13 protein-coding genes and 1 pseudogene are annotated in these 12,254 nt (G+C 55.7%); 8 read left to right on the top strand and 6 right to left on the bottom strand.

The window, feature by feature from the left end; genetic code table 11:
• Nucleotides 1-404 precede the first annotated feature (404 nt).
• Nucleotides 405-1,793: an MFS transporter gene (locus tag CWM53_RS07255; RefSeq protein ID WP_100730057.1), complete on the bottom strand. Its 1,389-nt coding sequence runs from the start codon at nucleotides 1,791-1,793 to the stop codon at nucleotides 405-407.
• Nucleotides 1,794-1,922: 129 nt separating this feature from the next.
• On the opposite strand from CWM53_RS07255, the gene CWM53_RS07250 reads away from it, so the two are divergent.
• Nucleotides 1,923-2,852: a LysR family transcriptional regulator gene (locus CWM53_RS07250; protein WP_100675796.1), complete on the top strand. Its 930-nt coding sequence runs from the start codon at nucleotides 1,923-1,925 to the stop codon at nucleotides 2,850-2,852.
• A 362-nt stretch (nucleotides 2,853-3,214) separates the two neighbouring features.
• On the opposite strand, the pseudogene CWM53_RS07245 reads toward CWM53_RS07250, so the two are convergent.
• The 3 genes and pseudogenes from CWM53_RS07245 to CWM53_RS07235 form a co-directional block, all read right to left on the bottom strand.
• Nucleotides 3,215-4,017, bottom strand: a pseudogene (locus CWM53_RS07245) (carboxymuconolactone decarboxylase family protein).
• 102 nt (nucleotides 4,018-4,119) lie between these two features.
• Entirely contained in the window at nucleotides 4,120-4,683 is a 564-nt protein-coding gene (locus CWM53_RS07240; RefSeq protein ID WP_074387621.1) for an NAD(P)H-dependent oxidoreductase, read from the bottom strand.
• A 2-nt stretch (nucleotides 4,684-4,685) separates the two neighbouring features.
• Nucleotides 4,686-4,994 (bottom strand): superoxide dismutase, encoded by a 309-nt coding sequence (locus CWM53_RS07235; RefSeq protein ID WP_074387622.1) that lies wholly within the window; start codon nucleotides 4,992-4,994, stop codon nucleotides 4,686-4,688.
• Between the two features lie 138 nt (nucleotides 4,995-5,132).
• Between CWM53_RS07235 and CWM53_RS07230 the strand changes: the two genes are divergently transcribed.
• Both CWM53_RS07230 and CWM53_RS07225 read left to right on the top strand, forming a co-directional pair.
• Nucleotides 5,133-6,032, top strand: a complete 900-nt coding sequence (locus tag CWM53_RS07230) for a LysR substrate-binding domain-containing protein (protein WP_074387623.1) — start codon at nucleotides 5,133-5,135, stop codon at nucleotides 6,030-6,032.
• A gap of 171 nt (nucleotides 6,033-6,203) precedes the next feature.
• Nucleotides 6,204-6,479 (top strand): hypothetical protein, encoded by a 276-nt coding sequence (locus tag CWM53_RS07225; RefSeq protein ID WP_074387624.1) that lies wholly within the window; start codon nucleotides 6,204-6,206, stop codon nucleotides 6,477-6,479.
• Nucleotides 6,480-6,485: 6 nt separating this feature from the next.
• On the opposite strand, the gene CWM53_RS07220 is transcribed toward CWM53_RS07225, so the two are convergent.
• Together CWM53_RS07220 and CWM53_RS07215 are read right to left on the bottom strand one after the other, a co-directional pair.
• Nucleotides 6,486-7,058 (bottom strand): DUF1349 domain-containing protein, encoded by a 573-nt coding sequence (locus CWM53_RS07220; RefSeq protein ID WP_061153369.1) that lies wholly within the window; start codon nucleotides 7,056-7,058, stop codon nucleotides 6,486-6,488.
• Nucleotides 7,059-7,084: 26 nt separating this feature from the next.
• Entirely contained in the window at nucleotides 7,085-7,378 is a 294-nt protein-coding gene (locus CWM53_RS07215; RefSeq protein ID WP_061153370.1) for a YciI family protein, read from the bottom strand.
• Nucleotides 7,379-7,597: 219 nt separating this feature from the next.
• On the opposite strand from CWM53_RS07215, the gene CWM53_RS07210 reads away from it, so the two are divergent.
• From CWM53_RS07210 to CWM53_RS07190, 5 genes are all read left to right on the top strand, one after another.
• Nucleotides 7,598-7,927 carry a metalloregulator ArsR/SmtB family transcription factor gene (locus CWM53_RS07210; RefSeq protein ID WP_074387625.1) on the top strand — a complete coding sequence of 110 codons (330 nt, stop codon included), beginning with the start codon at nucleotides 7,598-7,600 and terminating at the stop codon, nucleotides 7,925-7,927.
• Between the two features lie 52 nt (nucleotides 7,928-7,979).
• On the top strand, nucleotides 7,980-9,272 hold the full coding sequence (locus CWM53_RS07205) for an arsenic transporter (protein WP_074387626.1): 1,293 nt from the start codon (nucleotides 7,980-7,982) through the stop codon (nucleotides 9,270-9,272).
• Nucleotides 9,273-9,281: 9 nt separating this feature from the next.
• Nucleotides 9,282-9,704, top strand: coding sequence for a glutaredoxin-dependent arsenate reductase (gene arsC, locus CWM53_RS07200; protein ID WP_074387627.1), 423 nt, complete (start codon nucleotides 9,282-9,284; stop codon nucleotides 9,702-9,704).
• A gap of 497 nt (nucleotides 9,705-10,201) precedes the next feature.
• The gene (locus CWM53_RS07195; protein ID WP_074387628.1) at nucleotides 10,202-11,755 is read left to right on the top strand and encodes a peptide MFS transporter; all 1,554 of its coding nucleotides are present in this window, start codon (nucleotides 10,202-10,204) and stop codon (nucleotides 11,753-11,755) included.
• 184 nt (nucleotides 11,756-11,939) lie between these two features.
• Entirely contained in the window at nucleotides 11,940-12,239 is a 300-nt protein-coding gene (locus CWM53_RS07190; protein ID WP_061153372.1) for a DUF1889 family protein, read from the top strand.
• Nucleotides 12,240-12,254 lie beyond the last annotated feature (15 nt).

The following is a 12,254-nucleotide window of genomic DNA, read 5'->3' as shown; positions in this document are numbered from 1 at the left end:
AAATTTACTGTGCCACTACAAACCGTAGCTAGTTTAGAACAATTGCATTTCTACCTTTGAGTATGAAAGCATTTTGCTATCATCACGCTATCTGCTGATTTATCAATACGAGGGAAGAGATGGGATTTCAAGCATCCTTGCTTTGGGGGTATGTATGGGGGTATAAATTCACTTATAACTTAAAAAATTGTTTAAATTCAATTTAATGCACTTGTTGTTCGATTCCTTTCGCCAGCTCCAAACTCAAGTCTCCTGAAGTCTACCCAACTCAATTTTCCCTAGATAAATCAGCGATTATAGCTTTCTGTTAGTCTATTGAACTCCGACGGAGGACTCCACTTTGGTTGCGGGATCAGCGTCTTGCGCTGTTGGCGCTGGAGTAGCGTTTAGTGATATTTTCGCATTTATCCTGTTTCCGCAGGATGAGTGATTTTACGCAACCGACTCGCGCTGACGACGACCGATACCGTAGAGGCCGCGGCGGCGATCCACAGCGCAACATGAATTAACCTTTCATCTGCTGCCAGCAGAACGCCTACGGCGGCGGCACCCAGGCACTGCCCGAAAGTGCGCATAATGGATAAAACACCGGACGCATAACTCGCGTGCTCACGAATAACGTTTGAGAGCATTTCCCGGTTATTGGGACTCTGAAAGCAGCCAAACCCTATTCCGCACACCAGACTTCGCAGGCAGATATCCCACATTGAAGGGCCGGCGGGTAACGTCGCCAGCAGGATCAAACCGACGACAAAAATCACCAACCCCAGGGTGGATATCGCCGGGGCTGATATCGTGTCCGCCCAACGGCCTGCATGCGGCGCAATCAGCACGATCCCTAACGGCCACGGCGTAAACAGCAGGGCAGACATCACCGGACTGTAGCCGTATTCGCTCTGAAACAGGAAGGGCAGCGCAATAAAAGTGATCCCCTGGCTGACAAAAGCAATCATCGACGTGAAGGCCGCGAGGGTAAAACGTTCATTTTTAAACATGGTCGGCGGCAGTATGGGATGACCCGTGCGGCGGATTTGCCAGATAAAAGCCATGCCGCTCAGCGCAGCGAGAACCATCCAGCAAAGGCTGCCGAATTGATAAGTAGCGTCCTGGAGGCTGTTCGCCGCCATGATCGTCGAACCCAACAGCAGTGCCGACAATATGGCGCCCAGGGTGTCGAAGGGCGCCTGCATACGGATCGCATCCCGCGGCAGCGCTTTGACCGCCAGCAGTAAGGCGAGGGTGCCGGGAAGAACGTTTATCGCAAACAGCCATTGCCAGCTCAGGGTGTGAAGGATCGTACCGCCCAATACCGGGCCGATCGCGGAGCTGGAGGCAATGAGCAGGGCATGGAACCCCAGAATGCGGCCAAGTAATCGTCCGGGAAATACGGACCTGAGTATTGCGGGGGCAATACTCAGCGTCGCCGCGCCGCCGATCCCCTGAAGCACGCGCATACCGATAAGCACTTCGGGCTTATTCGCCAGCGCGCAACCCAGTGATGTCAGGGTAAAGGTCGTCAGGCCCGCCAGAAATACGGGGCGATAACCCAGGCGGGCCGCAAGCGCCGCGAATATCGCCAGCGTCATCGCAGCCGCCAGCAGATACCCGTTGGCGAACCAGACGGCAATACTGGCAGGTACCTGCATCTCCTGAGCCATTGAGGGCAGGGCAATGTTGATCATGGTGCCATCAAACACGCCCATTAAGGTGGTGGTCATTATTGCGGCCATCACCCGTGCGCGCGCCGGGCCAGGCAGTCCTTCGTCGCCGGGTTGACTGGAAAAGAGCGTCATCATTTGTCCTCTGAGAAGAGTGTATGGATGACAAAACTATAAAGATGGCTTTTACTGGGCGGAAGACGCACTATTTTCACTTTATTGTTGCATCAAACGCCTTATCTTAATGTGCCGGGAGGAAGGGTGATGTCTGATCCCGATTTTAATTTGCTGGTAGCACTCGACATATTGCTGAGTGAAGCGAGTGTCGCAGGAGCGGCTCGTCGTCTGAACCTCAGCACCTCGGCCATGAGCCGGACATTAAGCAGGTTACGCGATGTCACAGGAGACCCGATCCTGGTGCGCGCCGGGCGTAACATGGTACTGACCCCGTGGGCCGAAGCGACCCGGGATCGCGCCAGGCGTGCAGTGCACGAGGCCAGGGCGGTATTGCAGCCCTCAACGGAAACGTTCAGCGCGAGAAGTCTGGCGCGTCTTTTTACCATCAGGGCAAACGATGGTTTTGTGGTGGCGTTTGGGCCTGCGCTCATAGCCGCGGTTGCCGACGCCGCGCCGGACGTCTGTATACGCTTCGCGCCTAAGCCGGAAAAAACGTCGCGCTATCTTCGGGAAGGGCTGGTTGATCTGGAGATTGGCGTTCAGAGTAATATGGGGCCAGAAATACGGCTACAACGACTGTTTGAGGATCGGTTTGTTGGCGTCGTGCGTAAAGGGCACCCGCTGGCTAAGCAGGCAGAAATAGGCGTGGGTGATTATGTCGCCTGGGGCCATGTGGTAGCGTCACCCGAGGGCGCGTTGCACGGATCCGTTGACGATGCGCTGGCCGAACTGGGGACAAAACGTAAAATTGCGAGCGTCGTACCGGGATTTCCGACGGCACTGTCCGTGGCGCTGGAATCGGATCTTATCGCCATGATACCCGCACTCTATTTACTCAATCAGCAGGTAACGGACCAGGTACATGTTTTCGAGCTGCCGTTCAAAAGCCGTCGTATTACGGTATCGCAGATGTGGCACCCAAGAATGGAACGCGACCCCGGTCACCGCTGGCTGAGAGAGCAAATTCTTGCGATATGCGGTGTGGGGAGGTCAGTCATGACTAAGGTGCCTGTATAGCGATTGCTATAACATCAATTTATATTAAATTAATAACACAATTCATTGATAGTTAAGATAAAATACATTAAGCGAAGTCGCGGTGTAGTAGCTGAATTGAGATGTTCTTCTCTGACCAAATAGACATGTCCGCGCTACCGTCTCACCACAGCGATCGCTGCTTTCAAAGGATGAGACTCATGACGGCATACGGAACGGAAATTTTCTCAATGAGTGATGTGAACAGACTCACGATCGAAGTCTCCACGCGTCGATAGACCGTTTATGTCCTTTCCGCGAGATTTAATCGAAAGCCCTCGTGCTACCTTTAAATTAACAATTAACGATAAATAAAGGACAGCTTTCCTGTCCTTTATTCTTTTTTATTCAGCTTTGCTCTCGCGCGCTCGCAATACCTCGCCGACCACCGGGGCGGCGGTAAACGCATTTGGCCATCCCGCGTAGAACGCCGCCTGGGTGACCACTTCTCCGGCCTCTTCAGCCGAAAGCCCATTATCCATGGCTCTGTTTAGGTGGTAGCCAATCTGCGCGCTCTGTCCGGCGGCGATTAACGCGCTGACCGTCACCAGACTTCTGTCGCGGGGCGTAAGCGCGGGCCGTTGCCAGAGGTCGAGAAACAGCGGGTCGGCGGTAAATTTAACCAGGCCAGGCGAAATGGGGCCGACATTTTTCTCCACGGTCTCTGCACGCTGTTTCTCTACCTGTTCATTGAGTGGCAGCAGTGTCGGCGAGGCGGCGGGCAGGGCCTCTGTCGTGATGTCGCGGGCTGCAAAGATCGCTTTGGTCACGCTGACGGCTGACATCGCATTGGGCCAACCTGAGTAGAACGCCAGATGGGTAATGATCTCTGATACTTCCGCTGGCGTTACGCCGCTATCGAGAGCGACTTCAATATAGTGCTTAAGCTCGCCTGGCTGGTTGCGGGCAATCAGCATGGCCACAGTCACGATGCTGCGGTCGCGGGCAGACAGGGCGTCACGTTGCCAGAGGTCGTTGGTCATCGCTTCACGGCCAAAGCGTACCAGCGCCGGGGAGACCGCGTGAATGTCAGCGTCCGAAAGAGTGGAAGGGGGTATTTTCATCATCATTTGATCTCTTTTTCGTTGGCATCAGCAAAATCAGACAGCACAAGCGACATGGCCGCCGAGGCAATCGCCCTTTTCATGTTTTATTCTCCCTGCTCAAAGAACGAAAAACGACTGCACCCATGCCTTTGCTTTGCAGAAGATTTAGCGCCATCAACGGCATCTTCATTTGCTGCTTTAGTTTATTCGGCCAGGGATTTAAGCTGCGCGATCAGTCTGGCCGCGTGTTCCTGGGCACGCGCCTTTTGCTGGGCGATTTTGTCGGCATCCCGGTCGGCGTAGCTGATGCCGCAGGTATAAACCGGTGCCAGCAGCTCAAGATTGCACAGCCTGGCCGTGGTCTCGAAAGGAAGGAGGTACTCTTCAATGGCGTGGCCAAAGAAACCGTCAGTGGTGTAGAGCGCCTGCGGTGCCCCGGTAGTGAAAGAGAGAAGGAGCTTTTTACCGCCCAGTTTCGCCGTTGAGCCGTGAGCAAAGCCGTGAACAAAGACCTCGTCCAGCCACTGTTTCATTAACCCGGGCAGCCCATACCAGGAAAAAGGAAACTGCCAGACAATCACATCGGCCCTGAGCAGGCTTTCCTGCTCTGCGGTGATGTTGATGTTGCCGTGCGGATAGAGCCAGTCCAGACGGCGGATTTCCGCGTCGGGCAGGGCGGTTGCCACTTCGTCGAGGATGGTGGCGTTAGCGATGGAAAGATTGAGATCCGGATGCCCGGAAACGATAAGGATATGAGGCGTTCCCATCGTTACTCCTGATGTTTAAATTCGGCTGAGAAGAGATTTTCCCAGCTCATAAACGAGCCGAGTGGAATACACTCGAAGGTTAATAAACCCGCTTTTGCCAGCGGAAATTCGGCCATGACGTTATTCGCCTCTTCCACGGTGTCGCATTCGAGGAAAATAGCGACGCCGGGTCTGTCCTGACGGAAATAAATGTCACGGATAAAGCCAGACTTATACAGTCCCCAGGCATGCAGGGCTTCCGCGGTAAGATGCGGCGCATAGTGTTCCAGCGTCGCGCCGGGCGCGGGAATATCCAGACATAAAATTCGCATGATGGTCTCCAGAATTCAGTTATCAGCGGGAAGAGACAAAAGTATACGAGCCACAGCTGGCGAAGATTAGGCGGTCATTGACTTAAGAATATTTAGCCTGTACTTAATAATCAGGCGAGGTTGGCTTAAGGAGATGCTATGAATAACGCCCTTTATAATCAGATACGCATCTTTCAGAGCATTGCGCGCGAAGGCACTATCTCGGCCGCCGCGAGGAAATTAGAAATCACGCCGCCGTCAGTCAGCAATGCGCTCAAGCTGTTGGAGGAGCACATTGGCCACCCCCTTTTTGTGCGCACCACCCGGCGAATTGAGCTGACGGAAACCGGCCAGCAGCTGCTGGAGCAAACCGCTGCGGCGGTGGAGGTCCTGGAAACATCGCTGGAGAGCCTCCGCGACCAGAATCAGGAACCCTCCGGGGCGGTGAGAATTACCCTCTCGCGCTTTGCCTACCTGCTCATTCTGAAACCGGCGATGGCGGCATTCTGTCAGCAATATCCGGGGATCCAGCTGGAAATATCGGTCTATGACGGTACCGTTAATATCATTGAAGAACGTTTCGACCTTGGGATCCGCTTTGGCGATATTCTTGAAGGCGGAGTGGTTGCCCGCCCATTAATGAAACCGTTTCGAGAAGGGTTGTATGCCTCCTCAGCCTATCTTGCCGAATATGGCGTGCCCGAGGTGCCCGCCGACCTCAACCCTCACCGGCTGATTGGCTATCGCTTTATTACCAACAACCGCATCCTGCCGCTGATCCTCAATGACCACGGCGAGCAACTGACCGTCGAGATGCCCGGACAGTTAATCAGCAATGACATTGACGTCATGGCAGATGGTATCCGCCATGGACTGGGGATTGGCCGCTTATTTGAACCCATCTGGCGGCTTCAGCCCGATCGAGAACAGTTTATACCGGTGATGGAAGACTACTGGAAAACCTACCCGCCAGTTTATCTCTATTACCCGAAAAACGCGGGCAGAACGAAAAGAGTGAAAGCCCTGATTGATTTTCTGATAGCGCATACCGCGGAATAGAGGCTATTTTGCGTGCGAAATGTCTGAAGGCGCCGGACCTGTCTTTCCCTCAGTCTTAACCCTATACTCCCTGCGGATAAATCAGTTTTTATCGCGGTGCATTTTGCCGTTCAACGGCTCATCCCATCGTCAACGCGATGGACGGGGAATATCAATAAGGGAGAGGCAGCAATGGGCAGACGCTTAATGGTCTGTATGTTCGCGCTGGTGGCGTTTTCGGCCAGTGCAGCGCAGGGCGTTCACGGTGGCCATAACGGCCAGTCGGTGATCGCTGGCGCCGACGGCGGCAACGGTTCAGACGGTGGCAATAGCGATAACTCATCGGGTCGGGCAGGGTGCCCGGGTGGCACCGATCCTGATAAGCACGGCCATTTTTACCTGCCTGGCACCAGCGAACCCTGCAATCCTGGCACCCAGGATGCAGAGAAAGTCAGGTCCTCCCGCTAGCGCCGCTCAGCTCAGATCGTGCAGCGCTTTGTCTGATGGCGGGGAAAGCTGAATATCCTGAAACTCAACCGCCAGTCCGCCACGCTCCGGTGAGCAGCACATGACGCCCGCTTTCACCGGGCCTGGCGGAAAGTAGCCCAGACGCAGCAGCGGCCAGCGCTCGCCGTCAGTCGAATATTGCAGCCTTAACGCATCGCCTTTGCGGGTCAGCCGCAGCCAGAAGGTGCGTGGGTCGCCGGGAAAAAGCCCGGTGGCCCAGTCGGAGTGATTCAGCGTCAGTACGCTGCCGATGGCCGGGGCATCGTCATTGAATTCAATTCCCGCCTTCAGCCAGGTCTGCTCGTCCGCCATCATCATCAGCCCGGCCTGGTCGTAAAGCGTGGTGAAATCCGCACATATTTTTGCCTGCAGGGTAAAATCGCCTTCCACCTCAGCAGCGTAAAGATGGCCAGAGAAGCGCTCGAAGCCATACCAGGTATGGCGCCAGAAGTCGGTATGCTTATCGGTGACCACCGTCAGACCGCCGGAAGTGCAGCGCCATTCGGCAGGTTCATTGATCCAGTGAAATGACGGCTGCATTTATCCTCCGGAACCGTTCAGACGACCTATAACAGTGACTGCAGCGCGGGTGACGCCATGCTGGCCTCAAAGGGAATAATCTCTGTACGGGCGAGACCCAGCTGCTGGAAGGGGTCCTGACTCAGACGCGATTCCAGAATTTCCCGGCTGTCACATTTCGCCAGAATCACCCCGCCGGTGCGGGGAAGGCGGCGGCCAGAGGCGAGAAAGAGGCCGTCAGCATAGCCTTTTTTGAGCCATTCGACGTGCGCGGGAATGGCGTCATCCACCTCTTCGAGCGGTTTTATATACGTTAAAACAACCACATAAATCGTGCTCATCCTGAAAACCCTGTCAATCCGATGGGATCTCCAGCCTGACACATTTCGATGAGGGATAAAAGAAAGCGCGGCATTTTTCCGTGCTATTGCGCAAGGGATGGCGTGTAGCCACTTAATAGAGGCTTATCGCAGGCGTGAAATAACACATATGTTTTTACGAATGTATATTGATCTTTATTGGTGGTTCCGTATGCTGTCCGTCACGCTTGAGGAGAAATCATGTCTTTATTGCCCCTGCAACTGTTCAAAAACCTCGCCGATGAAACCCGGCTGGGGATCGTATTGCTGCTCAAGGCGCGTGGAGAGCTGTGTGTTTGCGATCTCTGTACGGCGCTCGCCCAGTCCCAGCCCAAGATCTCTCGCCATCTGGCGATGCTGCGGGAGAGCGGATTGCTGCTGGATCGTAAACAGGGTAAATGGGTCTATTACCGCCTCTCTCCGCAGATGCCAGCCTGGGCGGCGCAGGTGATAGAGCAGGCCTGGCTCAGTCAGCAGGACGATGTGCGGCTGATGGTCAGCAGACTGGCTGGCGGGGCGGGTTGTCAGTAAAAATTTTACCTAAATATATCTGTTTTTTCGAATGTGATTGGCGGGGGGAAGAATGTTGCTGGCAGGTGCGATTTTTGCCCTGACCCTGGTGCTGGTGATCTGGCAGCCGCGGGGTTTAGGGATCGGCTGGAGCGCGGCCTTTGGTGCGGCGCTGGCGCTGGCCACCGGTGGAGTACAACTAGCCGATATCCCGGTGGTGTGGCATATCGTCTGGAATGCGACCGCCACCTTTATCGCCGTTATCATTATCAGCCTGCTGCTTGATGAGTCTGGCTTTTTTGAATGGGCCGCGCTGCACGTTTCCCGCTGGGGAAGAGGGCGGGGTCGCCTGCTGTTTACCTGGATTATCCTGCTCGGCGCCGCGGTGGCGGCGCTGTTTGCCAACGACGGCGCGGCGCTGATCCTCACCCCTATCGTGATTGCCATGCTGCGAGCGCTGGGATTCAGCAAGGGAACGATGCTGGCCTTTGTCATGGCCGCCGGATTTATTGCCGATACCGCCAGCCTGCCGCTGGTGGTGTCGAATCTGGTGAATATCGTTTCGGCAGATTTCTTCGCCATCGGCTTCAGGGAGTACGCTTCGGTGATGGTGCCGGTCGATCTCGCGGCGATCCTCACCACCCTGGCGATGCTGCACCTGTTCTTTCGCAAGGATGTCCCGCCAGCCTGGGATATGGCGTTACTGAAAGCGCCGGTCACGGCGATAAAAGATCCGGCGACCTTCCGCACCGGCTGGGGCGTGCTGCTGCTGTTGCTGGTCGGTTTTTTCGTTCTTGACCCGCTGGGGATCCCGGTCAGCGCCATCGCGGCGCCGGGAGCGGGGATCCTGTTTGCTATCGCGAAGCGCGGACGGGTGATTAACACCAGCAAGGTGCTACGCGGCGCCCCCTGGCAGATCGTGATCTTCTCGCTGGGAATGTATCTGGTGGTGTATGGCCTGCGAAACGCCGGGTTAACGGATTATCTGACCACGGTGCTGAACATGCTGGCGGAGCGCGGGCTCTGGGCCGCGACGCTGGGCACCGGTATCCTGTCGGCCTTCCTCTCTTCAATAATGAATAATATGCCCAGCGTGCTGGTCGGCGCCCTGTCGATTGATGGCAGCGCGGCCACAGGGACGATCAAAGAGGCCATGATTTATGCCAACGTCATCGGCTGCGATCTGGGGCCCAAGATCACGCCGATTGGTAGCCTGGCCACGCTGCTCTGGCTGCATGTGCTGGCGCAAAAGCACATCACCATCGGTTGGGGGTATTATTTTCGCTGCGGCATCACCATGACCCTGCCGGTGCTGCTTGTGACGCTGGCTGCGCTGGCGCTGCGTCTCTCCTTCAACCTGCCATGAGAACGTGCTATGAGCATCACCATTTACCATAACCCGGAGTGCGGGACCTCGCGTAATACGCTGGCGCTGATCCGCAACAGCGGCGCCGAGCCCACCATTATCTATTATCTGGAGACGCCGCCGTCGCGTGATGTGCTGCGCCAGCTGATTGCCGCGATGGGCATTCCGGTACGTGCGCTGCTACGGCAAAACGTTGAACCCTACGACGCGCTGGGGCTGGCGGACGATCGGTTTACTGACGATCAGTTAATCGACTTTATGCTTCTGCATCCGATCCTGATTAACCGTCCGATCGTGGTGACGCCGCGGGGCACTCGACTCTGCCGCCCGTCAGAGGTGGTGCTGGAGATCCTGGCCGCGCCGCAAAAAGGCGCGTTCGTTAAGGAAGACGGTGAGCAAGTCATTGATGCCACGGGGCAGCGTGTGAAATAGCGCCGGCTTTAGCCGCTGGCCTCCATCATCCTCTGCATGTCGTTTTTGTCCCGGCCTGGCGGAATGTTCCCCGGGCAAAGCCCGGACCTCTCCCGAGGGAGAGGTCCGCATTGCTAAGCAATATTGCCGCTTAACGCCATTTCTTCATCATTACGCTCATTTCCCTTACTCTTCCTGCCGTTATCTTCCCCGTCTGAACCGGCTGTCTGTGTCCTTTGATAATCAGTTAACATATTGTTTTTAATTAATAATTTTCGTTTTTGGCCTGAAAATATAAAGTCAACGTCGTTTGCGTTTTTGCGAGCGTTAAATCTGTAAAACTAGATGTTTGTCGAGTTTTCATCTAAAAAGAGAGGGTGTGGGGCTGGACAAAACCATTGCGTGGTTATCAAATGGTTAAAAATTCTTGTAGTTGATGTTAAGGCAAACAAATTATAAATCGTCAGCCCGCTTTGTACGGTTAACTTGCGCTGCGGTGCACCTTACCTGGAGAATTTATGCATTCCTCTGTTAATAAAAACGAAAGCCGAACCTTTTTCGGTCATCCTTACCCCCTCGGCTCCCTGTTTTTCACGGAAATGTGGGAGCGTTTCTCGTTTTACGGCATCCGTCCCTTACTGATCCTGTTTATGGCGGCGACGGTTTACGACGGCGGGATGGGACTGGCGCGGGAGAACGCCTCGGCGATCGTCGGAATTTTTGCCGGCAGTATGTATCTGGCTGCGCTACCGGGCGGCTGGCTGGCGGATAACTGGCTTGGTCAGCAGCGGGCCGTCTGGTACGGCTCTATCCTGATTGCGCTGGGGCACCTGTCGATCGCCCTGTCGGCATGGCTGGGCAACGACCTGTTCTTTATCGGCCTAATGTTTATCGTCCTCGGTTCCGGGTTGTTTAAAACCTGTATCTCGGTGATGGTCGGCACCCTGTATAAAAAAGGCGACGCGCGTCGCGACGGCGGTTTTTCTCTGTTCTACATGGGGATCAACATTGGCTCGTTTATTGCGCCGCTGATCTCCGGCTGGCTGATCAAATCGCATGGCTGGCACTGGGGCTTCGGCATCGGGGGGATCGGGATGCTGGTGGCGCTGGTCATTTTCCGCCTGTTTGCCGTGCCGTCGATGAAGCGCTATGACGCGGAGGTCGGCCTCGATTCCACCTGGAACAGCCCGGTGGCGAAAAAGAATGGCGTTGGTGCGTGGCTGCTGGCGCTGACTCTGGGAGTGGCGGTGCTGGTCACGCTCATTAGCCTGGGCACGATCGTGATTAACCCGGTGGCGGTGGCCAGCGTGCTGGTCTATGTGATTGCCGCCTCCGTAGCGCTCTATTTCATCTGGCTGTTCGTCTTCGCCGGGCTGAATCGTAAAGAGCGGGCGCGCCTGCTGGTGTGCTTTATTTTGCTGGTCTCGGCGGCCTTTTTCTGGTCGGCGTTTGAACAGAAACCGACCTCCTTTAACCTGTTTGCCAACGACTACACCAACCGGATGATCGGTGATTTTGAGATCCCTGCGGTCTGGTTCCAGTCGATTAACGCCTTATTTATCATTCTGCTCGCGCCGGTATTCAGCTGGGCGTGGCCTGCGCTGGCGCGCAAAAACGTGCGTCCGGGCAGTATGACCAAATTCGTCATTGGTATCCTGTGCGCGGCGGCGGGCTTTGGCCTGATGATGCTGGCGGCGCAGAACGTCCTGAGTAACGGCGGGGCCGGTGTGTCGCCGCTGTGGCTGGTGGGCAGCATCCTGATGCTGACGCTCGGTGAGCTGTGCCTGAGTCCGATTGGTTTGGCGACCATGACCCTGCTGGCGCCGGAGAGAATGCGCGGCCAGATGATGGGGCTGTGGTTCTGCGCCAGCGCGCTGGGTAACCTGGCGGCGGGCCTGATTGGCGGTCATGTGAAGGCCGATCAGCTGTCGCTGCTGCCGGACCTCTTCGCCCGCTGCTCCATCGCATTGCTGATCTGCGCCGCCGTGCTGGCTGTGCTGATTGTCCCGGTCCGCCGGATGCTGGAGAACAGTCGGTCCAGCGCCGGGCAAAAATCCGTCAGCAACGCCTGACGCGCTCCTCAGGCCGGCCCTACGGGGCCGGCTTATTTTTTGCACGAAACCCGCCTCAGCAGTACAAAATCCGTTTTTCAGAATGCGCGATGTCCCATAACGTGAGCGTGTTCTTTGAAATTACGTCGCTTTCCGGTCCATAGTGTAGTCAGGTTTACTATGTGGTTAATATAAGGACACACCTATGCCAGCAGTCATTGATAAAGCATTGGATTTTATTGGTGGTATGAATACGTCTGAGCCAGTACCACAGTCTATGGATGAAAGTACCGCGAAGGGAATTCTCAAATATTTGAAAGAACTGGGCGTGCCCGCCACCCCGGCCGACGTCGCTGAACGCGGTCAGCAGCAGGGCTGGAGCGCCGGGTTTACCGACAAAGTGGCGGAATGGGCTGAACGGGTCGCCGCCGGCGAGCGAATGGTCATCAAGCATCCGGAATTCTTTTCCACCTATATGCAGGAGGAGCTGCGCGCCCTGGTGTAATCGCCGCGCATCCAC

The organism is Klebsiella sp. A-Nf5 (assembly GCF_002810545.1).
Classification (GTDB): Bacteria; Pseudomonadota; Gammaproteobacteria; order Enterobacterales; family Enterobacteriaceae; genus Klebsiella; species Klebsiella variicola.
The sequence above is the reverse complement of the archived record's forward strand: the minus strand, read 5'-3'. Positions and strand labels throughout refer to the sequence as shown.